Consider the following 25,140-nt stretch of genomic DNA (forward strand, 5'->3'; position numbering starts at 1 on the left):
GCGACGCGGGCCGGCACCCCGCCTCCGTGCGGGCTCAGAACCAGGAGCCGCGGGGCACGAACCAGTCCTCAGGCGCGTCCTCCAGGCCATGGTCCACCAGCCAGTACTGCGCGGCCTCGGCGGCCGGAAGCGGGTCGGCGCCCGTGGTGAGCCGTTCGAGCTCCCGCAGACCGTCGCCGTCGAGGGCGGACATCACCTCGGCGATGCGCCGCTCGGCGTCGTCATCCAGCGTCGCGGCGGAGCCGACGGCGGTCAGCCGCCCCTCCGGGAGCACGCGGCCGTCGTCCTCGAGCGGGACGAGCGTGTTCGCGTCGATCTCCGGATCCGTGTCGGTCAGCAGCGCGACCTGGGCCTCGTCCGCGACGAGGGCGGCGCTCGGGTCCTCGGTGTCGGCCAGCCAGGTCTCGGGTCGGCAGCCGGCGAGCCGGTCCAGGCGGGCGCGCAGGGCCGTGGCCGCGTCCGGATCCGCCGCGGCGGTCAGGGGCGGGGGTGCGACGGCGGTGAGCGACTCGCACCAGCCGTTGAGGTCCGTGATCGACTCGAGCTCGAGCCGGGCCGCGGTGGTCTGGGTGACGACCGCGGTCAGGCGCAGCACGCCCGCCGACGAGGACAGCACCGCCGGGGCCTCGTCCTGCGGTGTCCCCGCTGCGGCCGTCTCCTCGGCAAGCAGCGTCTCCAGGACGCGCCCTGCCGCCTGGGCGTCGGCCGCGGGGTCGCCGACGGGCAGCGCGGTGGGGCTCGGGACGGCGGTCGAGGCGGTGGCCGAGGGGGTGGGCACGGCGTCCGCGGACGGGCCGGCCTCCGTCCCGGTCGGCGTCGACGACGGCGTCGACGTCGGCGGCGGCGGGGACGGCAGCGCCACTGCGGGGTCGGCGGCGACGGCCAGGGCCAGGGTGTCCACGACGGCGACCGTGTCCCCGCCGGCGGCGGACCACGCCGGCTGTTCCACGGCGACGCCGTCCTCGTCCGCCACGGCGTGGCCGTGCAGGCGCAGGTGACGGGCCAGGACCGCCGCGACGGCGCCCTCCAGGCCCTCGCCGCCGTGCACGACCGTGATCGGTGTGCCTGACGCGGAGGGCGTCGGCGGGGCGTCCGCCTGCCGCGCGCACGCCCCCAGGGCCAGCGACAGCGCGAGGGCGGAGGCGGCGAGGGCCGTCGGGCGGCGGTGGGCGGGGCGGCTCACGTGTCCACCCCGGCACGGGCGAGCGCCTCGGTGACCCAGGAGGCGGTGCGCAGCTCGCTGAGCTCCGCGAGGTCGAACCAGCGCGCGTCCGTCGAGGATCCGCCGACCTCAGGGCGCAGGACGCCGCCCGTGATGCGGGCGGTGTAGAGGACCTGCACGGTGAGCAGGGGCAGCGGCTCGCCCCGCAGGCGCTTCTCCACCGGGATCGTCCCGGTCGTGACGCCCAGCAGGCCCGTGAGCTCGGCGGTGTGGCCGGTCTCCTCCCAGACCTCGCGCAGGCACGCCTCCTCCGGGCTCTCGCCGAGCTCGATGCCGCCGCCGGGCAGCGTCCACTGCAGGAACTCGGGCCCCTGCCACGAGCTGAGCAGGACGCGGCCGCCGTCCACGATCAGGGCGTAGGCGCCGGCGCGCGTCTGGAACGGGCCGGCGGGGTGTGCTCCGGCGGCGTCCGGGGCGGCGGGGGTGGTGCTCATGGCTGCGGACTCCTGGCGGCAGTGGGACGGCCCGCGGCGGGCGACGCTGCGGGCCCGGCCAGTCTACGAGCACCGCCCACCGCGAACAGCGGCACGGTCCACCGACCCGCGCCCTAGGCTGGAGGACCACCCGTCCCACCCCCCGGAAGGAGCCGCGCCCGTGGACACCCCGCAGGACCCGCCCCACCGGGACGACCCCTCCGGCGGCCCCGTGGAGCCGGCCGTCGACGCCGCCCTGGACCGGGTGCGCGCCCTGCTCCGGCAGGCCCGCGGCACCGCGGCGCCCGACGCCCCGACCGCCCTGGACGCCCGAGGCTGGTGGGAGCTCTCCCTCGAGGCCGCGCTGCGCGACGAGCCCCGGGAGTCCGCCCGCCTCGCCGACTCCGGTCTCGCCGCGCTCGGGCCCGGCCAGGACGACGTCCGCCTCGCCCTGCTGCGGGCGCTCGCCGTCGCCGCGGGCCAGGTCGGGGACGAGGCCGCCCTGACCCGCTGGGTGGAGGCCCGGGCGGCGCTGCTGCGCCACCTCGGCCGGCCCCGGCAGGCCGAGCTCGAGTCCCAGCTCGGCGCCGCCCTCGTGCGCGACCCGGACACGGTCGAGGCGGCGGTGCTGGCCGGCGTCGTGGAGGACGAGCCGGGCGCTCCCGGCGAGGACCCCGGGGACACCGTCCTGCCCGAGGCCGCCCTGGCCCTGGCCGTGCACCGCGTGCACACCGGGGACCTGGACGCCGCGCTCGAGCTGGCCCGCCGCGTCATCGCCGTCCTGGGCGGGCTGCGCGCGGCCGGTGCCCTGCTGCCCACCGGCTCGTGGTCCAGCGCGCACCTGCTGCTCGCCCGCCTGCACCTGTGGCGGGGCGAGCACGCCGAGGCGGACGCGGCGGCCGCCGTCGTCACCGCGCTGCCCGCCGCCCGGGCCGTCCTGGCCTCCGCCACCACGGTGCGGGCGATCGCCGCCCATGAGCTGGACCGTCCGACGGCGGCCCTCGACCTGGCGCTCGAGGCGGCGGAGCGGATGGCCTCGGTCGGTCTGCGGCGCGGCGCGGCCTCCGCGGCGGCCCTGGCCGGGCGCGTGGCCGGCGACCTCGACGGGTACGAGGAGGTCGCCGTGGCCGCGTGGGAGCTGGCCTCCGTGCACGCGGAGAAGGCCGAGGCGCCGGAGGCCTCGAGCCTGAGCTACTGGTGGGCGCACCAGCTCGTGCTCGCCGGCCGCGCCGACGAGGCCGAGCCCCTGCTCGCCCGGTTGGTGCGCCGCGAGGCCACCCACGGCCGGGACGTCGAGCAGGCCCGCGCCCTCGTGGACCTCGGCCACGCGCACCACGACCAGGACCGCGCCGAGAACGCGCTGCCCCTGTGGCGGGAGGCGGCCGGCCTGTTCGAGGCCCACGGCCAGTGGGAGGACGCCGCGCGCACGCTCCTGGCCGCCGGCGCCCTCGTGAACCGCGAGCGCGACGAACGCACCCGGCCCTCGGCCCTCGACCTGTTCGAGCGGGCGGTCGCGGCCGCGCGCCAGGCGGTGGACGAGGACCCGGCGGTGCTGCCGGCCGCGCTGCACGCGCACGGGTACCTGCTGTGCGAGTCCGGCCAGGCGGAGGGCCTCGACCTCCTCGAGGAGGCGCTCGCCCTCGTGCGGGACGCCGGCGCCGACTGGCAGGTGGCCGACTACACGGACACCCGCGCCCGGGCCCTGTGGTCGCTCGAGCGGGGGCCGGAGGCGATCGCCACCGCGCTGCAGGCCGCCGACCTGTTCACGGCCGCCGGGGACCGCGAGGGCGCCGCGCAGGCCGAGCTCTTCGCCGCCTACGTGGTGGCCGAGGACGGCAGCCCCGAGCAGGCCGCGACGCTCTTCCGCCTGGTGTGCGACTCCACCGACTCCACGCTCGTGCGCCTCGGCGCGCTCACGGGCCTGCACCAGTGCCTGTCCGCCCTCGGGGACCACGACGGCGCCGCGCGCGTCCGGGACGAGCTCGACGCGCTCCGGGAGGGGCTCGGCGCGGACTGACCGCCGCTCGAGGGGGTGGCCGCCATCGCGGGTCAGAGGCCGACGCGGGCCAGGGCGGCGTCGGCGGCGGCCCGGCGGGCGGACCGCACGGCGCGGGGCGCGGTCGGCTGCGCCGCGAGGGCGGCGAGCACGGTCGCGACGCGGGCCGCCAGCGCCACCTCGTCGACCTCGCTGCGGGCGTGGCGCCGGAACCGTGCGGCCACGGCGCGCAGCGCGGCGCCGCCGGCACCGAGGTCCACGGCGCCCGCCTCGAGATGGGCGATCAGGACGGCCCAGTCGTCCACGCGGTGCCCCATGCCCAGGTCGTCGGCGTCCAGCACGCCGGTGATCCGCTCCCCCGCCGCGTCCACGTGCAGGTTCCCCGGGTGCAGGTCGCCGTGCACGGGCACACGTGGGCCGGGATCCCCGGCCGCGAGCGCCGCGCGGAGCCGGTCGGCCCGGGCTGCGACCTCGTCCTGGGCCTCGGGGTCCAGCACGACGGCGGCCCACGTGGCGTGCTCGAGCAGGATGGCGGGTCCGCCGTCGTCCGTGTCGGCGCACCCGGCCGCCCCGGCCGTGGGGCCGGCCGGGCCGGGGGGCTCCTCGGGCACCGGCGGCAGCCGGTCCAGCAGCGCGGCGACCCGCGCGGGGTCGAGGCCGGCGGCCTCGGGCCCGGCCAGCAGCGCCCGCCAGGGCAGGCCCGGCACGCTCGCGAGCGGGAGCACCCCGTGCTCCGGCGTCGCGAGGACGGCGGGCACCGGCACCCCGGCCGCCCCCGCGGCGGCCTGCCGCCGGGCGACCCGTGCGGCGCGCGCGGGCGGGAGCACCTTCAGGAACGTGCGGGCCGCGACGCCGTCGTCGCCGGTCGCCTCGACGGCCAGGACCGCGCGGTCCCGCGGCCGGTAGCCGCGCCACGTGAGGCGGGCCCGGCCCGGCGCCGTGCCGAGCAGGGCCGCGAGCGCGTCCGGGTCGGCGGTCAGCGTGAGGCCTGGCAGGACGGGGTCGGCGGGGGCCCACCACCACAGGGTGCCGTCCTCCAGGATCCCGCGCTCGCCCGGGACGGGCGGGCACGCCGCGGCGGGGACGTCGGGGTGCCGGGGGTCGCGGGCGAGGACGAGGGTGCGGGAGCGCACGCGGGCGTCGCCCGCGCGTCCGGTCATCACGTCCAGGTCCAGGACGCGCGCGAGCCGACGCCCCCGCTGCAGGTGCAGGGCGTCGGCTCGGGTGCGCAGCCAGCGCTCGCCCGACGCGCGGACGGCCTGGCGCGCGGCGGCTCGGTCGATGCTCACGGGCGCGGCCGCCCGGCGGGGCTCAGCAGGCCCGGCGCCGCGCCAGGACGTTGTCCAGGTCCAGGGCGGCGATGTCCTGCTCGGCGGCGGCGCTGATCTGATCGTCCGCCGTGCGCGCGGCGTCTGTGAGCCGGGTGTCCGCGCCGGTGGGGGCGGGGGTCTCGAGCGGCGCCGGCAGGGGGCGGGCCATCTCCGGTGCGTCCAGATAGGTGGGGCGCGGCACCGCGGGGATGGTCACGACGCGGTCCGCTGCGGGGGCGGCGGCGGAGGCGGTCACCACCACGGGCTCGACCCGGGGTGCGGCGGGCGCGGCGGCCGGGCGCGGCGCCTCGGTCTCGAAGGCCAGCACGGTCTCCAGCACGCGGCGGTCCCGCTCGGGGTCCGCGGGCGGGGCCTGCCGCTCCTCGGCCGCCGGGGCGGCGGGGCGCTCCGGGACGACGACGGCGGCGGGCCGGGCACGACGGGTGCGGTCGCGGACCGCGAGGGCCCGCAGGCCGGCCAGCCCGGCCACGGCGAACAGGAGCGACCAGCCGGCCAGGGCGAGCGTGCCCGCGCCGAACGCCGCGGCGAGACCGGCCACGAGGAACACGAGCAGGGCCACGAGGGCGGCGAGGAACAGCGCCGTGCGCCCCCACCGGATGTGCAGGCCGGTCCGGCCGCGGGCGGCGCGCGCCGCGTCGGCGGCGGCGCTCAGGCGGCCCGAGAACCGGGCGGTCAGGGCACGGACGGCGGGCGAGCTCTGCAGGCGGTGCATGAAGGACCTCGGCATCGACGGGCGGGCGGGGGCGGACGCGAGACGATGGCGGCGCAGCACGAGCCGCCAGGCCAAGAAGGCCACGAGGGCCACGATGACCAGCGACGCGCTCACCCGGGCGTCGGCCAGCGCGTCGAGCGCGGCCTGCACGGCCCTCGTCGGCGCGGTGGTCTCGTCCATGCGGTCAGCCTAGCGCCGGGGGCGGACCGGTCCGGCCATCGCGGCGTGTCCGCACGCGGCGTGTCCCGCCGGGCCGCTCAGGGGCGCGGCCGGGTGGCCAGCCACCCGGCCAGCAGGCCGTCGGGGACCTCCTCGGCGGTCACCGCGAACGTCCGGTGGTCCCGCCAGGCGCCGTCCACGTGCAGGTACGCGCGCCGCAGGCCCTCGTCGCGCAGGCCGAGCTTCGCCACGACCCGCAGGCTGGCCGCGTTCTCCGGGCGGATGTTGACCTCGACCCGGTGCAGACCGGCGCTGCGGAACGCCCAGTCCGTCGCCATGGCCACGGCCGTCGGCGTCAGCCCCCGACCCGCCTCGCGACGGTCGATCCAGTAGCCGATCGAGCCGGAGAGCACCGAGCCGTACTGGATCCCGCCCAGGGACAGCAGCCCCACCAGGCGGTCCCGGTCCGGGCGGTCGTCGTCGAGGGCCATGCCCCACGTGTAGGCGCTGCCGTCCCGGCCCTGGCGGCCGTGCCAGCGGACCATCTGCCCGAACGACGCCGGACCCGCGCCCGGCACGGGGCTCGTCGCATCCCACGGCGTCAGCCACTCGCGGTTGTGCGCCCGCTGCTCCTCCCACGCCTCCCGGTCCCGCCTCCGCAGCGGCCGCAGGGCGAGGGTGCCGTGCCGCAGGGTCACGGGCCAGGGGGAACGCTGCCAGGACATGGCGTCGATCCTATGCGCGGCCGGGCGCGGCACCGGTGCGGCGGGCATCATGGGGACATGCGCACTCCCCCTCCCGTGCCCGAGCCCGCCGCCACGGGCCCCGTCGCCGGCGTCGACGACGTCGTGGACGCCAAGGCCGCCCTGCGTGCGCGCCTGCGCACCGCCCGCCGCGACCGCTCCCCCGCGCGCCGCGCCGCCGAGTCCGCGGCCGCCGTCGAGCACCTGTGGGCGTGGCTGGGTCCGCGCGTGGCCGCGGCGACCGCGGACGGGACCGCCCCGGTGGTGGCCACCGTGCTGCCGATGGCCACCGAGCCGGACACCGGTGGGCTGCGCACCCGCCTGCTGGCCGCGGGGGCGCGGGTGCTCGTCCCCGTGATCGAGCCGGAACGACGCCTGAGCTGGGCCTCCTGGCACCCGGGCGTCGCGACGGCGCGCGCGGCGAACGCCCCCGTGGACGAGCCCGTGGGCGAACGGCTCGGGACCGACGCGCTGGCGGCGGCGACCGCGGTGGTCATGCCGGCGCTCGCGGTGGCCGAGGACGGGATGCGCCTGGGCCAGGGCGGGGGCTACTACGACCGCTTCCTCGCCGAGCTGCCGCGGAGCGTGCCGACCGTGGCCCTCGTGTTCGAGGACGAGCTGCTGCCGGCGGGCGCCATCCCTGCCGAGCCCACGGACCGGCCCGTGGACGGCGTCGTCACCGCGGCCGGGCTGCGCTGGGTCTGAGCCCGGCCCGCGGCGCGGAGTAGCATCGGGGGTCGGATCCCCCCAGAACCGCGCGCCCCGGCGCGCCCCGAGCGAGCTGGAGCTGAGCATGCCCACCTACGCCTACCGCTGCAAGGACTGCGGCCACGCCTTCGACGTCGTCCAGGCCTTCACCGACGACGCCCTCACCGAGTGCCCCGCGTGCGGCGGCGTCCTGCGCAAGCAGTACGGCTCGGTCGGCGTGAGCTTCAAGGGCTCCGGGTTCTACCGGACCGACTCGCGCTCCGGCACGGGCGGCACCGGCTCGGCCGGCGGATCGACCTCGGACTCGGCCGCCGGGTCCTCGACGTCCTCGACGTCGTCCTCGTCCTCCCCCGCCGCGGACTGACCCGGCCGGCTCAGCCCCAGTGGGGCGGGCGCTGCTCGCGCAGCCAGCGGTCGCGCTCGGCCTCGGCCGGGCCGGACTCGACCCCGGCCACGTCCCCGGTCGGCGCGGTCGCCGGCGACGTCCCGGCCTGCCCGATCAGCCGGGGCATCCCGGGCAGGCGCGGCTCGCGGCCGTCGGCGGATGCCGGGCCGGTGCCCGGGGCGTCCGCCCGGCGCGGGCCGCGGCGGCGCGGCGCGCCGTCAGCGGGCATCGTCGTCGGTCTCGTCCGTCTCGTCCGCCGGCTCCACGCCCAGCCGGTCGGCCAGCTCGCGGGCCACGGACTCCGGGTCCGCGAACACGTCGATCGACCACAGGGTCCGGGGCTCCCAGCCGCGGGCCTCGAGCCCCTCGGGCAGGGTCCGCGAGCGCTGCCGCACCGTGAGGGCGCGGTACACCTCGCCGCCGTCGCCGGCCAGGGCCAGCGGACGGGGCGCCTCGTCCTGGTCCGCGCGCGGATCGAGCACGGCCAGGTCCATGACGCCGGCGTAGCGGGGCAGGACGCGGGCGCCGTGCTCCTCGAGCCGGTCGCGCAGATCGGCCAGCAGCGGGTCGCCCACCATGCCCACGGGGTCCGCGGCGTCGTCGCCCAGGTAGGCCTCGAGCAGCCGCAGGAACCAGAGGGCGCCGCCGTCGAGCCGGTCCTCGTCCAGGTCCGCGGCGCGCAGCGCCGAGACGAGGTGCAGGCGCCGGCGGGCGCGGGTGAGCGCAACCGTGACCATGCGCTCGCCGTCCGGGTCGGAGAAGGCGCCGAAGTGGTGCACCACGCGGCCGTGCGGGGTGCGGCCGTAGCCGGGGGTGAGGATCACGGCGTCACGCACCACGGAGGCGGCGCGCACGACCGGCACGATCACGAACGGCTCGGCGTCGGCGGCGTCCTCGCCGCGGCCGCGGGCGAGGAACTCGTGGGCCCACGGCGCCTGCGCGGCCGTGGCCTGCACGGCGGCGGCCACCCTGCGGGCGTGCTGCTCGGACACCGTGACCACGGCCAGGGACTGCTCGGGCCGGTCGCGGATGTGCTCGAACACGCGCTCCACGGTGCGGGCGACCTCGGCGTTCGTGGACTCGACCACGTCGCCGCCGGTCATCGGGATGCCGGTGCCCTCGGGCAGGTACTCGGCCGTGACGGCACGATCCCGGCCGGTGGCCTCGCCCGCGGTGGGCAGCGCGTCCAGGGCGCCGTCATAGGCGAGCGCGGAGAGCAGGCGCACGAGGCGCCGCTCGAGGGGGCGGTGCACGGTGCGCAGCGGCAGGGTGGGCAGCACCTCGTCCAGCGCGTCGTGGGCCGAGCGCAGCGGGCGCAGGGGCCCGGCGGTCGCCGTCGGGTCCACGGACACCTGGAACGACTGCGGGCGCCCGATGACCGGGTCGCCGAGGGCCACCACCTGGGGGGCGCGGGTGAGCGCGCCCATCGCGGTGGCCAGGGCGGTCGCGTCGGCCTCCAGCAGCACGACGACGTCGGCGCGCCACTCCGGGGGGAACTCGGACAGGGCCATGGGCGAGGTGGTGACCACCGGCACGAGCGGCTGCAGGAGCTCGGGGGTGATCGTGGCCAGGGACTCGACCGTGGGGCTGCCCTGCTTGAGCAGGGTGCGCAGCACGGCCGCGTCCGCGCGATAGGTGCGCAGCGCCTCCCGCCAGCGCGCGGCCAGCGCGGCGGAGAGCCGGGCGCCGCCGCGCTCGAGATGGGCGCGGTCCAGGTCGCGGAACCCGCGCTCGACCTCCGCCAGGTCCGTGCCGCTCATCATGGCCAGGAAGTCGTCCCCGGAGATCATCGCCTCGAGCGCGGACTGCCACCACGCCAACTCGAGCTCGGCGGTCAGGGCCTCGGTGGGCACCTCGCGGTCGCGCAGGTCCTCGAGCAGCTCCGCCAGGCCGTGGTCGCGCAGGCTGTCCAGCACGAGGGTGCGCTCGGGCAGCGTGGCCAGGGTGTCGCGGTCCGCCACGAGCCCGTCGACGGCGGCCACGAGGTCGTCCACGTCCCGCTCCTCCAAGGGCGCCTCGGCCACGGCCTCCGGGGCGAGGACGCCCTCGAGCCGGCGCAGGCGCTCGCGCACCTGGCCGACCTGGCCCATCACGTGCTCGCCCTGGTCCGGCACCTGCGGGGGCGTGCCCGGCTCGGCGGCGTGGCGGTTCCAGTCCTCCAGGACGGCGGCGGCGTCCACGAGGGCGCCGTGCAGGTCCGTGGGCTGCACGCCCGGGCGGACCGCGTCCTTCGCCGCGCGGCGCAGGCGGGACCGGGTCACCGAGGACATCTCGACCAGGTGGAGGCGCCGCCACGAGCTGGTGGCGGTCGCCGCGACCAGCTGGGGCACGTCGAGGGAGAACACCTCGGGGGTGAACTCGGTGAGGGTGCGGGCCACACGGCGGTAGAGGTCCGCCTGCTCCGCCCAGCCGGCCACCGTGCGCTCGGGGCGCAGGCCGGCCTGGGCGGCGGCGGTGTCCACGGCGCGCCGGGTGGTGTGCAGGGCGGCCGCCAGCTCGTCGGCCAGCTCCGAGGCGGCCTCGGTCTCCTGCACGTTGCGCACGCGGGCGCCGAACCAGCGGCTCTCGGTGGCGGCGGCCGAGAACGCGCCGAGCTCCCCGGCGCGCACGAGCTGCTCGCCCACGGCCTGCCGGTTCACGGTGGAGTCCAGCACGGAGCGCTTGAGGCGCACGGTGGTGGCCGGCGGCGTCTCGAGCCCGGTCAGGGCGGCCAGGGCCTGCATCGCCTGGAACGGCGAGCAGCCCCAGCGGGGGCGGACGTGGTGCAGTGAGCCGACGTGCTCCTGCAGCCGGCGCCGTCGTTCGGTCAGGGCGGCCTCGTCCCGGGCGGTGTCGGGGTCCACGGCCCGCTCGGAGCGCAGGACGGCCTGCACGAGCTGGCGGCGGAGCAGCTCGGGGTCCGCGTTGGCGGGCACGTCCAGCGCGATCGAGCGCAGGTCCGCCTCCTCGAGGCGGTCGAGCACGTCGGCCAGGGCGGCGGAGCGCTCGGCCACGACCAGCACGCGCCGACCCTCCCAGGCCAGGCGCGCGGCCAGGGCGGCGGCGGTCTGGGTCTGCCCGGTGCCGGGGGCGGCCGCCACCACGAGGGACTCCCCCGCCGCGGCGTGCTCGAGCACGCGTGCCTGGGCGGCGTCGACGTCGACGACGAGGCGCTCGTCCGCCGGGGCGACGTCATCCTCCGCGGGCGCGCCCGTGGGCTGCAGCGCCGCCGGGCGGGGCACCATGCCGGTCCCGGCGTCGTACAGGGCCTGCACGACCGGCAGATCCTCGAGGGAGGCGGGCAGGGAGGCGGTCTCGCCGAGGTCCGCGAACGTGGAGACGAGCAGGCAATCCTGGATGTGCAGGTCCGCGATCGCGGCGGTCTCCTCGCGCAGGCGGGCGAACGCGGGGGCGGGCTCGAGGCGCGCCGTGGCGTAGGCGGCCTGCTGGTACGCCTCGGGGTCCAGGGCGATGCCGTGGTGCCGGCGCAGGTTCCGCACGAGCGCCGGGTTCAGGCGGGCCGGCTCGGTGATCTGGACCTCCAGCTCGTCCCGGCCCCGGGCGCCGCGGCGCACCGTCAGGGCCACGCGGGCCAGCAGCACGGGGGCGGAGCGGCGCTCCCGCCGACCGTCCTCCTCGGCCGTCCACGTGGCCACGCCCACGGCGAGCGCGCCGACGTCGATGCCGCGTTCCTCCGCCAGCTCGCGGACCTTGGCGCGCAGGCCGAGGGAGACCTCGTGCGCCGCGTCCAGCTCCGGGCCGGCCGGCAGCAGGGTGGACAGGCGGGTGCGCCGCCCCAGCAGCAGCTGCGAGACGCCGGAGGAGTTCGCCTCCGTGAGGTCGATGCTGTTGGCCGCCGAGGGCGCGAACCGCAGCATCGTGTCGTTCTCGGCGCCCGAGCCCAGGGAGGACACCCAGGCGGCCGGATCGGGGCGGGTCTGCCCCTCGTCGGGGCGTGCGGCGGCGCGGGCGCGGGCCAGGCGCGGGAACTCCTGCTCGGTCACGTGCGTGCGGTCCTTCCTCCGTCGCCTGGGTCCAGGCGGTCTTCGTGCGGACGGCCGCCCCGGTCAGGGGCGGCCGGATGCGGCGCCGGACGCGCCGCTCACTCCCACTCGATGGTGCCCGGCGGCTTGCTGGTCACGTCGAGCACGACGCGGTTGACACCGTCGACCTCGTTGGTGATGCGGTTCGAGATGCGGGACAGGACGTCGTCCGGGATCCGCGCCCAGTCCGCCGTCATGGCATCCTCGCTGGTGACGGGGCGCAGGACGACCGGGTGGCCGTAGGTGCGGCCGTCACCCTGCACGCCCACGGAGCGCACGTCCGCGAGCAGCACCACCGGGCACTGCCAGATCTGGCGGTCCAACCCGGCCGCGGTGAGCTCGGCGCGCACGATCGCGTCCGCGCGGCGCAGCAGATCCAGGCGCTCCTGGGTGACCTCGCCGATGATGCGGATGCCCAGACCCGGGCCCGGGAACGGCTGGCGGTGCACGATGCCCTCGGGCAGGCCGAGCTCGGCGCCCACGGCGCGGACCTCGTCCTTGAACAGCTCGCGCAGCGGCTCGCACAGCTCGAACTCGATGTCGTCCGGCAGGCCGCCCACGTTGTGGTGGGACTTGATGTTGGCCGCCCCGTCCCCGCCGCCGGACTCGACGACGTCCGGGTAGAGCGTGCCCTGCACGAGGAAGCGGACCTCGGTGGCGTCCGGGTCGTGCTCGGACTCGAGGACGATGTCCGCCTGCGCCTTCTCGAAGGTGCGGATGAACCGCTCGCCGATGATCTTGCGCTTGGCCTCGGGGTCGGTGACGCCGGCCAGCGCGGACAGGAAGTCCTCGCGCGCGTCCACCATCACGAGGCGGGCGCCGCCGTGGGCCTCGCCGAAGGCCTGCTCGATCTCGGCGGACTCGCCCTCGCGCATGAGGCCGTGGTCCACGTAGACGCAGGTGAGGCGGTCGCCGATGGCGCGCTGCACGAGGGCCGCGGCCACGGCGGAGTCCACGCCGCCGGACAGGCCGCAGATGGCCCGCTTGTCCCCGATCTGCTCGCGGATGCGCTCGACCTGCTCCTCGATCACGTTGCTGACCGTCCAGTCCGCGCCCAGGCCCGCACCCACGTGCAGGAACTGTTCGAGCACACGCTGGCCGTGGGAGGAGTGGCCCACCTCGGGATGCCACTGCACGCCGTAGATGCGGCGCTCGCGGTCCTCGAACGCGGCGACGGGGGCGCCCGCGGTGGAGGCCGTCACGGCGAAGCCCTCGGGCGCCTGCGTCACGGCGTCCCCGTGGGACATCCACACGACCTGCTCGAGGTCCTGGCCCGCGAACAGCACGGAGTCGGCATCCACCGAGTCCAGGCGGGTGGAGCCGTACTCCCGGGTGCCGGTCTGGGCCACGGTGCCGCCGAGGGCGTGCGCGATCGACTGGAAGCCGTAGCACAGGCCCAGCACGGGCACCCCGGCCTCGAGCAGCGCCGGGTCCAACTGCGGGGCGCCGGGCTCGTACACCGACGACGGCCCGCCCGAGAGGATCAGCGCCGCGGGCTTGCGCTCCAGGATCTGCGCCGCCGGGGTGGAGGCGGGCACGACCTCGGAGTAGACGTTGGCCTCGCGCACACGACGCGCGATGAGCTGCGCGTACTGGGCGCCGAAGTCCAGCACCAGCACCGTGGGCATCACGTCGCTGAGCGGGGCGGGGGTGTCGGGGTGGGGGGCGTTCTGCGTCACCCGTCCAGGATAGTCGAGGCGATCAGTAGCGCCGCGCGGCGTCCGGGAAGCGGTGCAGCTCGTCCCGGACCACGCGGGTCATGCGCTTCTCCACCACGAAGGACAGGAACGGGACGACGCCGCCGCCGGCCATCGCCAGCAGGCGCAGCGGCTCCCAGCGCATCAGGGACCACAGGCGGAACGAGGCGAGCAGGTACACCACGTACATCCAGCCGTGGGCGATGAGGATGAACAGGGACAGGTTCACTCCCCCGGTGACGCTGTCCGTGGGGTGCAGCCCCAGGCCGTTGGCGTCTCCGTCCAGGGTGGTGCCGCCCGCGTAGAGCTCCACGTGCATGCCGTACTTCAGCACCATCTCCGCCACAAGCAGCAGGAGCATGATGCCGGTGATCCACGCGCACACCACGTAGAGGCGGGTGGCGGAGCGGATCTGCTGCTGGGTGCCGGCGAAACGGCGCTGCTCCCGGCCCGGCCGCGGGGGCGGCTCGGGCAGGTCGGCCTCCGTGATGTCCTCGGGATCCGGCAGGCTCGCGGGGTCCACCGGTTCGGGGCCGGGGTGCTGGGTGCTCATCGGCTCTGCTCCTCTCGGGGCCCACGGGGGCCCGGGTCGCGGGGGTCGGGGCGCGCGGCCCCGTCGTCGTCGTGGTCCTGGCGTGGGTGCGCCGCGGCCTGCGCCGCGACGGCCCGCTCCTTGGCCTCGCGCGCGGCCGCCCGGCGCCGCTCGAGCTCCTCGGCGCGCCACTGCGCGGCCCACTCCTCGTCGAGCCGGCGCTCGTGCTCGTCCCGGACGTGGTCGTCGCGGACGAACCGCCACCACAGGAACAGGGCGAAGCCGGCGAAGAGCATCCACTCCACGGCGTAGAAGACGTTGAGCCAGATGATCTGGGTCTCCTCCGGCTGCGGGGCCACCCACACCGGCTCGAGCCCGCCGGGGCCGGCCGCGCCCGTCTCGGCGCCCGCGGCGTCGACCATCTCGAACGCCGCGACGTACGCCGCGTAGGACGGCTCGTCCCACACGTTCACCAGCTGGGCCGGGGCCAGGCTGCGGTACAGGAGCCGGTCGGCGGTGTCCTCGGCCGTGGCCTCGCGCGGCAGGGGCCCGTCCGGGGGCAGCAGGCGTCCGGTGACGGTGACCTGCCCGGCGGGCGCGGGGTCCACGACGTCGGCGTCGGCCGACCAGCCGCGGACCACCGGGACGACCTCGCCGTCCGGGGCGCCGGCCACCCGCAGGGCCGTGACCGTCCAGTAGCCGTCGCGGCCGTTCAGCAGGCGCGGGCCGACCAGGACGTCCGTGCCGGGCACGAACTCCCCCTCGACCGTGACCACCTGGTCGGCCTGCGAGCCGAGCAGGGCCTCGTAGGGGCGCACGTGCTCCAGGAACGGCACGGCGTGCTCGGTCTGGGTGCGCGGCGGCGGCGCGTTCGTCTCCGCGGACTCGAACTGCCACTTGGACAGCGCCACGAAGACCGCAGCTGCCACGAGGGCCAGCACCAGGGTGGCCAGCCAGACGGGCTTGAGGGCGGTGCGCAGCACGCCGTATCAACTCTTCCGGTCGGGGTGCCGCCACGCGGCGGCGGGGATCAGACGGTCTGGGTGGGGGTCACGAGGACCTCCACCTTCTGGAAGTCCTTGAGCTCGGTGTAGCCGCAGGTGGCCATGGCGCGCTTCAGGCCGCCCATCAGGTTGGACGTGCCGTCCGCGTGGCGGCCGGGCCCCCACAGGACCTCCTCCAGCGGAGCCACCTGGCCCACCTGGGTGCGGTGCCCGCGCGGCAGCTCCGGGTGGGCGGCCTCGAGGCCCCAGTGCCAGCCGCCGCCGGGGGCGTCGGTGGCGCGGGCCAGGGCGGCGCCCAGGACGACCGCGTCCGCGCCCATGGCGATCGCCTTGACGATCTCCCCCGAGGTGGAGACGCCGCCGTCGGCGATCACGTGCACGTAGCGGCCGCCGGACTCGTCCATGTAGTCGCGGCGCGCCTCGGCGATGTCCGAGATGGCCGTGGCCATCGGCACACGGATGCCCATGGCGCGGCGCGTGGTGGTGGACGCGCCGCCGCCGAAGCCGACGAGCACACCGGCCGCGCCGGTGCGCATCAGGTGCAGGGCCGGCGTGTAGCCGGCCGCCCCGCCCACGATCACGGGCACGTCCAGCTCGTAGATGAACTGCTTGAGGTCCAGCGGCTCCTGGGTGGAGGAGACGTGCTCGGCCGAGACGGTGGTGCCGCGGATGACGAACAGGTCCACGCCCGCCGCCACGACGGTGCGGTAGAACTCCTGCGTGTTCTGCGGGGTCAGCGAGCCCGCGACGACGACGCCGGCCTCGCGGATCTGCGCGAGGCGCTCGGTGATCAGATCGGGGCGGATGGGGGCCGCGTAGGCCTCCTGCAGCTTGCGGGTGGCCTCGGTCCCGGCCGGGCCGGCCTGGAGGGCGGCGATCTCCTCGAGCAGCGGGCGCGGGTCCTCGTGGCGGGTCCACAGGCCCTCGAGGTTGAGGACGCCGAGACCGCCCAGCCGCCCCATCGCGATGGCGGCCTCCGGGCTCATCACGGAGTCCATGGGCGCACCGATCACGGGCATGTCGAACGTGTAGGCGTCGATGCGCCACGTGAGGCTGACGTCCTGGGGATCCCGGGTGCGCCGCGCGGGCACCACGGACACGTCGTCGAGGGAGAAGGCCCGGCGGCCGCGCTTGCCGCGGCCGATCTCAATCTGGTTCGTCACCGGGCCAGCCTAGCCCAGGCGCCACGGGGGCGGCGCCGATCGTGTCGTCGGCGCCGCCCCGTCCGGGGGCTCCCCCGGACCCGACGTGCAGGTCAGCGCGAACGGTAGTTCGGGGCCTCGACGGTCATCATGATGTCGTGCGGATGGGACTCCTTCAGGCCCGCCGCGGTGATGCGCACGAAGCGGCCGTTCTCCTTGAGATCGGTCACCGTGGACGCGCCTGTGTAGAACATCGTCTGGCGCAGGCCGCCCACGAGCTGGTGGACCACTGAGGCGACCGGGCCCCGGAAGGGCACCTGGCCCTCGATGCCCTCGGGGATCAGCTTGTCCTCGTCCGGCACGTCCGCCTGGAAGTAGCGGTCCTTGGAGAAGGAGCGCGTGCCGTTGCGGGTCTGCATGGCGCCCAGGGAGCCCATGCCGCGGTAGGTCTTGAACTGCTTGCCCTGGTAGAACACGAGGTCGCCCGGGGACTCGGCGGTGCCGGCCAGCAGGGAGCCGAGCATCACCGAGTCGGCGCCGGCCACGAGGGCCTTGCCGATGTCACCGGAGTGCTGCAGGCCGCCGTCGGCGATCAGCGGGACGCCCGCGGGGCGCGTGGCCTTGGCCGCCTCGTAGATGGCGGTGATCTGGGGGACGCCGACGCCGGCCACCACACGGGTCGTGCAGATCGAGCCCGGGCCCACGCCCACCTTCACGGCGTCCGCGCCGGCGTCGACGATCGCCTTGGCGCCCGCGTAGGTCGCGGCCTGACCGCCGATGACGTCGACGTGCGCGGCCGCCTTCTCCTTCTTCAGGCGCGCGATCATGTCCAGCACGCCGTGCGTGTGGCCGTTCGCGGTGTCCACCACGAGGGCGTCCACGCCCGCCTCGACGAGCGCCATGGCACGCTCCCAGCCGTCGCCGAAGAAGCCGACGGCGCCGCCGACGCGCAGCCGACCCTCGTCGTCCTTCGCGGCGTCCGGGTACTGCTCCGCCTTGTCGAAGTCCTTGATGGTGATCAGGCCGGTCAGGCGGCCCGCATCGTCCACGAGCGGCAGCTTCTCCACGCGATTCTGGGAGAACAGGCGGATCGTCTCGGCGCGCGAGACGCCCTCCTGCGCGGTGACCAGCGGCATGCGGGTCATGGCGGTGTCCACCGTGCGGGTGGCCCACTCCTCGCGCGGGATGAAGCGGGTGTCGCGGTTGGTGATGATGCCCAGCAGCGTCATGTCCTCGGCCACCACCGGCAGGCCCGAGACGCGGTACTGGGCGCACAGCTCGTCCAGGTCGGCGAGCGTGGCGTCGGGGCCGATGGTCACGGGGTCCTTGATCATCCCCGACTCGGAGCGCTTCACGGTGTCCACGTGGCGGGCCTGGTCCTCGATGGACAGGTTGCGGTGGATGATGCCCATGCCGCCCTGGCGGGCCATGGCGATGGCCAGGGGAGCCTCGGTCACGGTGTCCATCGCCGCGGAGACGATGGGGATGTTCAAGCGGATGTTGCGGGTCAGCCGGGTGCCCGGGTCCGCGTCCGCGGGGATCACGTCGGTGGCGTTGGGCAGCAGCAGGACGTCGTCATAGGTGAGGCCGAAGAAGCCGAAGGGATCCGAGGAGGAGTGGACGGGCTCGGGGCTGGGACCGGTGCTGGTGGTGGTCACGAAGACGCCTTTCGGGACGGGTGTTTCCGCGATTCTATGCCCGGGGGTCAAACCGGCGACCCGGGTGCGGGCCACGTCACAGGGCCTTCGCACTGGGCCACGCGGGGACGAGACGGACGTCACCACGACGTCACATGGCGCAATCCGTTTCGGCGTCATGGTATTGGACTGCCTAACCTCCCCGGATGAGCACCGCACAATCCTCCCCCGCACCGGCGCCCCGACGCCGGCTCCCCGCCTGGACGTCGAACTTCGGCTGGCAGATCGCCGCCGCCCTCGTCCTCGGCCTCGTCCTGGGCCTGATCGCCCGCGCGACGGGGCACACCGCCGAGCACCCGACCTGGCTCGGTGAGACGCTGGCCACCGTCGGCAGCATCTACATCAGCCTGCTGAAGGCCGCGGTCGTCCCGCTGGTCTTCTTCGCCGTCGTCGCCTCCATCGCCAACCTGGCCCAGGTGACCAACGCGGCCCGCCTGGCCGCCAAGACCCTGCTCTGGTTCGCCATCACGAGCCTGATCGCGGTGCTCATCGGCCTCGCCGTCGGCGTCGTGCTGCAACCGGGCGTGGGCACCGGCCAGACCGCGCCGGCGTCGTACCAGGCCAAGGACGTCGGCTGGCTCGACTTCCTGACCTCCCTGGTGCCGGCGAACTTCCTCGGCCTGACCGTCAAGACCACGGCGGGCGAGGACGGCGCGCTGGCCTCCTCCCCCACGTTCAACGTGCTGCAGATCCTCGTGATCGCGATCGTCGTGGGCGTGGCCGCGCTCAAGGTCGGCGAGAAGGCCGCCCCGTTCCTCACGTTCTCCCGCTCGGTGCTCGCGATCATCCAGAAGCTGCTGTGGTGGATCATCCGCCTGGCACCGATCGGCACCATCGGCCTGCTGGGCAACGCCGTGGCCTCGTACGGCTGGTCCACGATGGGCACGCTGGCCAAGTTCGTGGTGGCGGTCTACGTGGGCCTGGCCCTCGTGATGCTCGTGGTGTACCCGCTGCTGGCGCGCCTGCACGGGCTCTCCGTCAAGCAGTTCTTCACCGGCGTGTGGCCGGCGTTCCAGCTCGGCTTCGTCTCCCGCTCCTCCCTCGGCACGCTGCCCGTCACCCAGCGGGTGGCCGAGCGCAACTTCGGCGTGCCCACCGGCTACGCCTCCTTCGCCGTTCCGCTGGGCGCCACCACCAAGATGGACGGCTGCGCCGCGATCTACCCGGCCGTGGCCGCCGTGTTCATCGCCCAGTTCTACGGGATCGAGATGAGCCTGAGCCAGTACGCCCTCGTGGCGCTCGTGTCCGTGCTGGGCTCGGCCGCGACCGCCGGCACCACCGGCGCCACCGTGATGCTCACGCTCACGCTGTCCACCGCCGGGCTGCCCCTCGAGGGCATGGCCCTGCTCCTGGCTGTCGACCCGATCGTGGACATGGGCCGCACCGCCCTCAACGTGTCCGGCCAGGCCCTCATCCCCGCGCTCGTGGCCTCCCAGGAGGGCATCCTCGACCGGGACCGCTACGACGCCCCGCGCGGTGACATCTTCGGCGAGGACGAGGAGGAGATCGTCGAGGCCCGCGCCCACGCGACCGCCGACTCCCGCGCCGAGCTCGTCGGCACCCCGGAGCCGCGCGCCTGAGTCAGCGACCGGACGGGCCCGCTCCGGCGGGCCCGTCCGCGTCGTCCCCGTCCCCCTCGTCCAGGTACTCGCCCAGCACGTAGTCGTAGTCCACCGGGTTCCCGTCCTCGTCCGTGCGGCGGTACCAGTCGGTGATCTCCGCGGCGGTGGAGTCGAACCCCTCGCCGGCCGCGTACCAGCTGCCCGGCGGGGTGCGCTCCACCGTGAACGCGAAGTCGTCCCCGTACTCCACCAGGCCCCGCACCGTCGCCTTCTCGACGGCGGCCCGCTGGTACCGGTCACGGATCGCGAAGGGGTCGTTGGCCAGTTCGCGCTGGAGCGCGACCGCCATGAGGACGAGCACCACGGTGAACGGCAGCGCCGTGATGGTGATGAGGTTCTGCAGGCCGGTGAGCGCGGTGTCGCCGCCGGTCAGCAGCATCACGACGGCGATGCCCGCCATGCACAGTGCCCAGAACACCGTGATCATGCGGCGTGGGGCCGGGTCGCCGCGCTGCGAGAGCTGCGAGTTCACGATCGAGGCGGAGTCCGCCGTCGTGATGAAGAAGACCGCCAGCATGATGATCACGACCGGGGCCACCAGCCCGCCGCCGGGCAGCTGGTCCAGGACCACCCAGAAGATCTCCGCCGGCGCAGGCAGCGAGGCGGCCGTGCCGTCCGGCGCCACGGAGCCCCGGGTCCGCTGCAGCCAGATGGTGGTGCCGCCGATGATCGTGAACGCGCCCACGATCACCGCGGCCGGGATGAACAGGGCGCCGAGGACGTACTGGCGGATGGTCCGGCCCTTCGAGATCTTCGCCATGAACACGCCCACGAACGGGGCCCAGCTGACCCACCACGCCCAGTAGAAGATCGTCCAGTTGGAGAGGAACTCCTGCATGTCCTCCCCCTCGGCCATCGAGGCGCCGAGGGCGTCCGGGGCGGAGGAGACGTAGTCCATCAGGACGCCGGGCACGATGTTCAGCAGGAACGCCGTCGGGCCGACGACGAAGAAGAACAGCGCCAGGCCGAGGGCGAGCAGCATGTTGATGTTGGACAGCCACCGGATGCCGCGGGCCACACCGGACACCGCCGAGACGATGGTGCCGATCGTGAGCACCACGATGATCCCCAGCGCCACCGTGTTCCCCGGCGCCGACCACCCCGAGACGATCTCCACGCCGCGGCCGATCTGCAGGGCGCCGATGCCCAGCGAGGCCGCCGTGCCGAACAATGTGGCGATGATCGCGAGCCCGTCGATCAGGCGCGCGCCGACCGAGTCGCTGCGCGGGGAGTCGCCGAACAGCGGCGCGATGATCGAGCTCATCAGCGGCACCCGGCCCCGGCGGTAGGACACGTAGCCGACCGACAGGCCGACGATCGCGTAGATCGCCCACGCGTTCACGCCCCAGTGCAGCGCGGCCTGGGCCAGCGCGCCCGTCACCGCCTCCTCGCTCCCCGCCTCGTACGCCCCCGGGCGCGGGGCCAGGTAGTAGGTCAGCGGCTCGTACGGGCCGAAGAAGATGATGCCGATGCCGATGCCGGCCGCGAAGAGCATGGCCGACCAGCTCGCCGTGGAGTACTCGGGCTTCTCCCCGTCCAGGCCCAGCGGGATCTCGCCGTACCGGGAGAACGCCAGGACCAGCAGGAACACCACCATCCCGATGGCCAGCAGGACGAACAGCCAGCCGGCGTGGACCATCACCCAGTCGAGGGCCGCGCTCGAGACGGCCAGCACGGCGTCCGGCTGCAGCACACCCCACACCACGAAGCCGACCACCAGCAGGCCGACGACGGCGAGGATCACCCGGTCCACGCCGTAGCGCACCCGGCGGTCCTCCACGGACACGCCCGGCACGAGGGCCGGGTGGATGCCGTGCGGATAGGAGAACTCGCGGACGAAGCGGCGCAGCCGTGGCCGGGCCGGGGTCCGGGTCGTGTGGGACCCGGTGGGATGGGGCGGCGTGGGTGTGTCCATGGGCACACCCTAGAGGGCACCCCGGACGGCCGGCGTCTCCCGCCCGGACGACGACGGCCCCTCACCCGGGCGGGTGAGGGGCCGTCGTCGACAGCCGGCCGTGTCAGGGCCGACTCAGGGGTCAGTGCTGGTGGCCGGCCTCGTCCTCGTCGGCGGGCTTGTCCGCCACGAGGGTCTCGGTGGTCAGCACGAGGGCCGCGATGGAGGTGGCGTTGGCCAGCGCGGAGCGCGTCACCTTGACCGGGTCGATCACGCCGTCGGCGATCAGGTCGCCGTAGACGCCGGTCTTCGCGTTGAAGCCGTGGTTCGGCTCCAGCTCGGCGACCTTGGAGACCACCACGTAGCCGTCCTCGCCCGCGTTCTGGGCGATCCAGCGCAGCGGCTGCTTCAGGGCCTTGCGGACGATGTCCACGCCCACGGCGGCGTCACCGGTCAGGGCCTGGACGTCGGCGTCGGTGTCGAGCACGGTCAGCGCGTTGATGAGCGCGGTGCCGCCGCCAGCCACGATGCCCTCCTCGAGGGCGGCGCGGGTCGAGGACACGGCGTCCTCGATGCGGTGCTTGCGCTCCTTGAGCTCCACCTCGGTGGCGGCGCCCACGCGGATCACGCCGATGCCGCCGGAGAGCTTGGCGAGACGCTCCTGGAGCTTCTCGCGGTCCCAGTCGGAGTCGGTCGCGGCGGCCTCGGCCTTGATCTGGGCGATCCGGGCCTCGACGTCCTCGGGCGCACCGCCGCCGTCGACGATGGTGGTCTCGTCCTTGGTGACGGTGATGCGGCGGGCGGAGCCGAGCACGTCCAGGTCGGCCTGCTCGAGCTTCATGCCGAGGTCCGGGGAGACGACCTGGGCGCCGGTGAGGATCGCGATGTCCTGCATCATGGCCTTGCGGCGGTCGCCGAAGCCCGGAGCCTTGACGGCCACGACGTTCAGGGTGCCGCGGATCTTGTTGACCACGAGGGTGGACAGGGCCTCGCCCTCGATGTCCTCGGCGATCACGAACAGCGGCTTGTTGGCCTGCACGACCTTCTCCAGCAGGGGCAGCAGCTCCTGCACGTTGGAGATCTTGCCCGAGTTGATCAGGACGTAGGCGTCCTCGAGCACGGCCTCCTGACGCTCGGCGTCGGTGACCATGTACGGGGACAGGAAGCCCTTGTCGAACTGCATGCCCTCGGTGACGTCCAGCTCGGTGGAGGTCGTGGAGGACTCCTCGATGGTGATGACGCCGTCGGTGCCGACCGTGTCGAACGCGCGGGCCAGCAGCTCGCCGACCTCGTCGTTCTGGGCCGAGATGGCGGCCACGTGGGCCACCTCCTTGCCCTCGACCGGGCGGGCGTTCTCCTGCAGGCGCTGCTCGACGGCGGCCACGGCCACCTCGATGCCCCTCTTGACCTCGCCCGGCGCGGCGCCGGCGGCGACCTGGCGCATGCCCTCGTTCACGAGCGCCTGGGCCAGGACGGTGGCGGTGGTGGTGCCGTCGCCTGCGATGTCGTTGGTCTTGGTGGCGACCTCCTTGGCGAGCTGGGCGCCCATGTTCTCGTACGGGTCCTCCAGCTCCACCTCACGGGCGATCGTGACGCCGTCGTTGGTGATGGTGGGTGCGCCCCACGCCTTGTCGAGCACCACATTGCGGCCCTTGGGGCCGAGGGTGACCTTGACGGTGTCGGCGAGCTTGTCGATGCCGGCCTGGAGGGCGCGGCGTGCGTCGTCGTTGAAAGCCAGCTGCTTGGCCATGACGGACGCTCCTTTCGTTCAGGGAGTCAGGGGGTGCGGGGACGCGAGGGGCCCGGGGCGCGCGCACCGGTGCGGTGCGCGCCGCTCACCGGGCCCATCGCGGCGGGGTCACTTGGCGACGACGGCCAGCACGTCGCGGGCGGAGAGCACCAGGTACTCCTCGCCGCCGACCTTGACCTCGGTGCCGCCGTACTTGGAGTACAGCACCACGTCACCCTCGGCGACGTCGACCGGCACGCGGTTGCCGTTCTCGGCGACCCGGCCCGGGCCCACGGCCACGACCTGGCCCTCCTGCGGCTTCTCCTTGGCGGTGTCCGGGATCACGAGGCCCGACGCGGTGGTCTGCTCGGCCTCCAGGGGGCGGACAACGATGCGATCCTCGAGGGGCTTGATGGAGACAGACATGCTGCACACTCCTTCTTCGTCGACGTGCGGCTCCGGCGGGCTCGCCGGTCCGCTGATGCTGTGGTCTGCGGGTGCGCCACGGGCGTCAGACCCTCCGTCGTCGCGGTGCCGGACGGTCCACCTCGGGCATTGGCACCCGGTACCCCCGAGTGCCAGCCCCGATTCTACTCCGGGTTTTGGCACTCCTTCAACATGAGTGCCAGCCGTGTCCCCGCCGTCCGCCGAGGGCGGAGGCGTGGGGCGCGGTGCGGCGGGGCACCGTGGGGCGGCGTGGGGCGGCGTGGGGCGGCGGCGGGCGGGGCGGGTTCCGGGCCCAGGAGCACACGGAGTGGTCACGACTGCGGCCGGGATCCTGTCCCTCCCCCACTCCCCACCCTGCCCCCCCGCCACCCTCCGTGGGCAGAAACCGCACCCCCGCCACCCTCCGTGGGCAGAAACCGCACCCCCGCCCACCGCGTGGGCAGCATCCGCAGGTTTTCGATCTCCGTGGGCAGAAGCGCCCTCTCTTCTGCCCACGGATGTTGCGTGGGCGGAACTCCTCGCAGTTCTGCCCACCGAGCCATGACGACGTCGTCCCGACGGGACAACCGGCCGTCGCCGAGTCCTGCACAGCCGGCCCACCCCGCGCCGTTGTGCACAGACACGCGGCCCGCCCGGCCGCCGTCGGACCGACCGCGTCAGGGTCGACCCATGCCCTTCGCTCCCGACCTCCCCCTCGTCCCCGTCTTCACCACCCGCGACGTGCTCGAACGCGGTCTACCGCCCAGCCGGGTGCGGCGGTCCGACGTCCTCCGCCTCGCCCGCGGCATCCACCGTCGCCGTGACATGCCGCTGCGCACCTGGGAGTCGGCTGGGCTCCCGCCGCCGCACCACGGGGTCGGCCTCGACCTGCTGACCGCCCTCCTGCGGTCCCGTCCCGACGCCGTCCTCTCCCACGAGACGGCGGCGCACCTCCACGGCCTCCCGCTTCCCCCGGGCGGGGCCACGCGACGCGCCGCCGTCGAGATCACGTTGCACCGCGGCACCGCACGGGCGCGGATCCCCGGCGTCATGGAGCACCGCAGACCCCTGCCCGCCGGCCACGTCACCTCCGTGCTCGGGCTACGGGTGACGACGCCGGAACGGACCTGGCTCGATCTGTGCTCGATCGGCCACCCCTGGGACGAGGCATCCCTCGTGTCGGCGGGTGACCACCTGGTCCGTCACCCCTGGTCTCCGCGCGGCCGGCGGCCTCCCATCACCACGGTCACCGCGCTGCACGAGGCGATGCGGCCGCTCGGGCGGTTCGTCGGAAGACCGCGGGCGACGGCGGCGCTCGAGCGCGTACGGGTGGGTGCCGACTCGCCGCAGGAGACCCGGCTGAGGCTGGCGCTCGTCGAGGCGGGGCTGGGCGAGCCGGCTCTGCAGCACGTGTTCGACCCCGGGCGGCGGGACGCCCCCGAGGCCGATCTGTGGTTCGAGGACTGCCGGCTCGTCCTCCAGTACGACGGCGAGGTGCACCGGAGTGCCGAGCAACACGCCCGGGACGCCCGGCGAGACCAGTACTACGCGGAGCGTGGGCAGATGACCCTGCACGTCACGGGCCGGGACGTCGGCGAGGGATACGCGCGGGTGATCGAGGCCGTCCTCAGACGACGGGCACAGGTCTCGAACGGCTGGGATGCATGACGTCGTCGTCGCGTATGGCCCTGCCGTCCATGCGCAGG

At 75.2% G+C, this 25,140-nt stretch carries 20 protein-coding genes; 5 read left to right on the top strand and 15 right to left on the bottom strand.

Going from position 1 to position 25,140, the window contains the following annotated elements:
• Positions 1-34: 34 nt before the first annotated feature.
• Complete coding sequence (locus B1A86_RS08175; protein WP_078025890.1) at positions 35-1,183, bottom strand: glycine betaine ABC transporter substrate-binding protein; 1,149 nt, start codon at positions 1,181-1,183, stop codon at positions 35-37.
• Positions 1,180-1,656 carry an NUDIX hydrolase gene (locus B1A86_RS08180; RefSeq protein WP_036316610.1) on the bottom strand — a complete coding sequence of 159 codons (477 nt, stop codon included), beginning with the start codon at positions 1,654-1,656 and terminating at the stop codon, positions 1,180-1,182. The genes B1A86_RS08175 and B1A86_RS08180 overlap by 4 nt, the downstream gene beginning before the upstream one ends.
• Before the next feature lie 160 nt (positions 1,657-1,816).
• Here B1A86_RS08180 and B1A86_RS08185 point away from each other — a divergent pair, with 160 nt between their 5' ends.
• On the top strand, positions 1,817-3,652 hold the full coding sequence (locus B1A86_RS08185) for a hypothetical protein (RefSeq protein WP_138976807.1): 1,836 nt from the start codon (positions 1,817-1,819) through the stop codon (positions 3,650-3,652).
• A 32-nt stretch (positions 3,653-3,684) separates the two neighbouring features.
• On the opposite strand, the gene B1A86_RS08190 is transcribed toward B1A86_RS08185, so the two are convergent.
• The 3 genes from B1A86_RS08190 to B1A86_RS08200 form a co-directional block, all read right to left on the bottom strand.
• Entirely contained in the window at positions 3,685-4,920 is a 1,236-nt protein-coding gene (locus B1A86_RS08190) for a phosphotransferase (RefSeq protein WP_078025892.1), read from the bottom strand.
• A 22-nt stretch (positions 4,921-4,942) separates the two neighbouring features.
• A complete protein-coding gene (locus B1A86_RS08195) occupies positions 4,943-5,854 on the bottom strand; it encodes a hypothetical protein (RefSeq protein ID WP_078025893.1) in 912 nt (303 codons plus the stop codon).
• A gap of 77 nt (positions 5,855-5,931) precedes the next feature.
• Positions 5,932-6,558: a GNAT family N-acetyltransferase gene (locus B1A86_RS08200; protein WP_078025894.1), complete on the bottom strand. Its 627-nt coding sequence runs from the start codon at positions 6,556-6,558 to the stop codon at positions 5,932-5,934.
• A gap of 57 nt (positions 6,559-6,615) precedes the next feature.
• On the opposite strand from B1A86_RS08200, the gene B1A86_RS08205 reads away from it, so the two are divergent.
• Together B1A86_RS08205 and B1A86_RS08210 are read left to right on the top strand one after the other, a co-directional pair.
• Positions 6,616-7,281 (top strand): 5-formyltetrahydrofolate cyclo-ligase, encoded by a 666-nt coding sequence (locus B1A86_RS08205; protein WP_231119486.1) that lies wholly within the window; start codon positions 6,616-6,618, stop codon positions 7,279-7,281.
• Positions 7,282-7,369: 88 nt separating this feature from the next.
• On the top strand, positions 7,370-7,648 hold the full coding sequence (locus B1A86_RS08210) for an FmdB family zinc ribbon protein (RefSeq protein ID WP_010080444.1): 279 nt from the start codon (positions 7,370-7,372) through the stop codon (positions 7,646-7,648).
• Between the two features lie 10 nt (positions 7,649-7,658).
• On the opposite strand, the gene B1A86_RS08215 is transcribed toward B1A86_RS08210, so the two are convergent.
• The 7 genes from B1A86_RS08215 to guaB form a co-directional block, all read right to left on the bottom strand.
• On the bottom strand, positions 7,659-7,898 hold the full coding sequence (locus tag B1A86_RS08215) for a hypothetical protein (protein ID WP_010080443.1): 240 nt from the start codon (positions 7,896-7,898) through the stop codon (positions 7,659-7,661).
• Positions 7,888-11,652, bottom strand: a complete 3,765-nt coding sequence (locus tag B1A86_RS08220) for a DUF4011 domain-containing protein (RefSeq protein ID WP_078025896.1) — start codon at positions 11,650-11,652, stop codon at positions 7,888-7,890. The genes B1A86_RS08215 and B1A86_RS08220 overlap by 11 nt, the downstream gene beginning before the upstream one ends.
• Positions 11,653-11,750: 98 nt before the next feature.
• Positions 11,751-13,370 carry a glutamine-hydrolyzing GMP synthase gene (gene guaA / locus B1A86_RS08225; RefSeq protein WP_078025897.1) on the bottom strand — a complete coding sequence of 540 codons (1,620 nt, stop codon included), beginning with the start codon at positions 13,368-13,370 and terminating at the stop codon, positions 11,751-11,753.
• Between the two features lie 22 nt (positions 13,371-13,392).
• Positions 13,393-13,941 carry a DUF3817 domain-containing protein gene (locus B1A86_RS08230; RefSeq protein WP_078025898.1) on the bottom strand — a complete coding sequence of 183 codons (549 nt, stop codon included), beginning with the start codon at positions 13,939-13,941 and terminating at the stop codon, positions 13,393-13,395.
• The gene (locus B1A86_RS08235) at positions 13,938-14,903 is read right to left on the bottom strand and encodes an SURF1 family protein (protein WP_078025899.1); all 966 of its coding nucleotides are present in this window, start codon (positions 14,901-14,903) and stop codon (positions 13,938-13,940) included. The genes B1A86_RS08230 and B1A86_RS08235 overlap by 4 nt, the downstream gene beginning before the upstream one ends.
• A 47-nt stretch (positions 14,904-14,950) precedes the next feature.
• A complete protein-coding gene (locus tag B1A86_RS08240) occupies positions 14,951-16,087 on the bottom strand; it encodes a GuaB3 family IMP dehydrogenase-related protein (protein ID WP_078025900.1) in 1,137 nt (378 codons plus the stop codon).
• A 92-nt stretch (positions 16,088-16,179) separates the two neighbouring features.
• Complete coding sequence (gene guaB / locus B1A86_RS08245) at positions 16,180-17,724, bottom strand: IMP dehydrogenase (protein WP_078025901.1); 1,545 nt, start codon at positions 17,722-17,724, stop codon at positions 16,180-16,182.
• Between the two features lie 185 nt (positions 17,725-17,909).
• Between guaB and B1A86_RS08250 the strand changes: the two genes are divergently transcribed.
• Entirely contained in the window at positions 17,910-19,343 is a 1,434-nt protein-coding gene (locus B1A86_RS08250) for a dicarboxylate/amino acid:cation symporter (RefSeq protein ID WP_078025902.1), read from the top strand.
• A 1-nt stretch (position 19,344) separates the two neighbouring features.
• On the opposite strand, the gene B1A86_RS08255 is transcribed toward B1A86_RS08250, so the two are convergent.
• From B1A86_RS08255 to groES, 3 genes are all read right to left on the bottom strand, one after another.
• Positions 19,345-21,300 carry a BCCT family transporter gene (locus tag B1A86_RS08255; protein ID WP_078025903.1) on the bottom strand — a complete coding sequence of 652 codons (1,956 nt, stop codon included), beginning with the start codon at positions 21,298-21,300 and terminating at the stop codon, positions 19,345-19,347.
• Between the two features lie 121 nt (positions 21,301-21,421).
• Positions 21,422-23,029: a chaperonin GroEL gene (gene groL, locus B1A86_RS08260; protein ID WP_036340907.1), complete on the bottom strand. Its 1,608-nt coding sequence runs from the start codon at positions 23,027-23,029 to the stop codon at positions 21,422-21,424.
• A gap of 108 nt (positions 23,030-23,137) precedes the next feature.
• Positions 23,138-23,434 (bottom strand): co-chaperone GroES, encoded by a 297-nt coding sequence (gene groES / locus B1A86_RS08265; RefSeq protein ID WP_044659448.1) that lies wholly within the window; start codon positions 23,432-23,434, stop codon positions 23,138-23,140.
• A 690-nt stretch (positions 23,435-24,124) separates the two neighbouring features.
• On the opposite strand from groES, the gene B1A86_RS08270 reads away from it, so the two are divergent.
• Entirely contained in the window at positions 24,125-25,102 is a 978-nt protein-coding gene (locus B1A86_RS08270) for a hypothetical protein (protein ID WP_036384981.1), read from the top strand.
• Positions 25,103-25,140 lie beyond the last annotated feature (38 nt).

The organism is Micrococcus sp. KBS0714, from assembly GCF_002008305.4.
Taxonomy (GTDB): Bacteria; Actinomycetota; Actinomycetes; order Actinomycetales; family Micrococcaceae; genus Micrococcus; species Micrococcus luteus.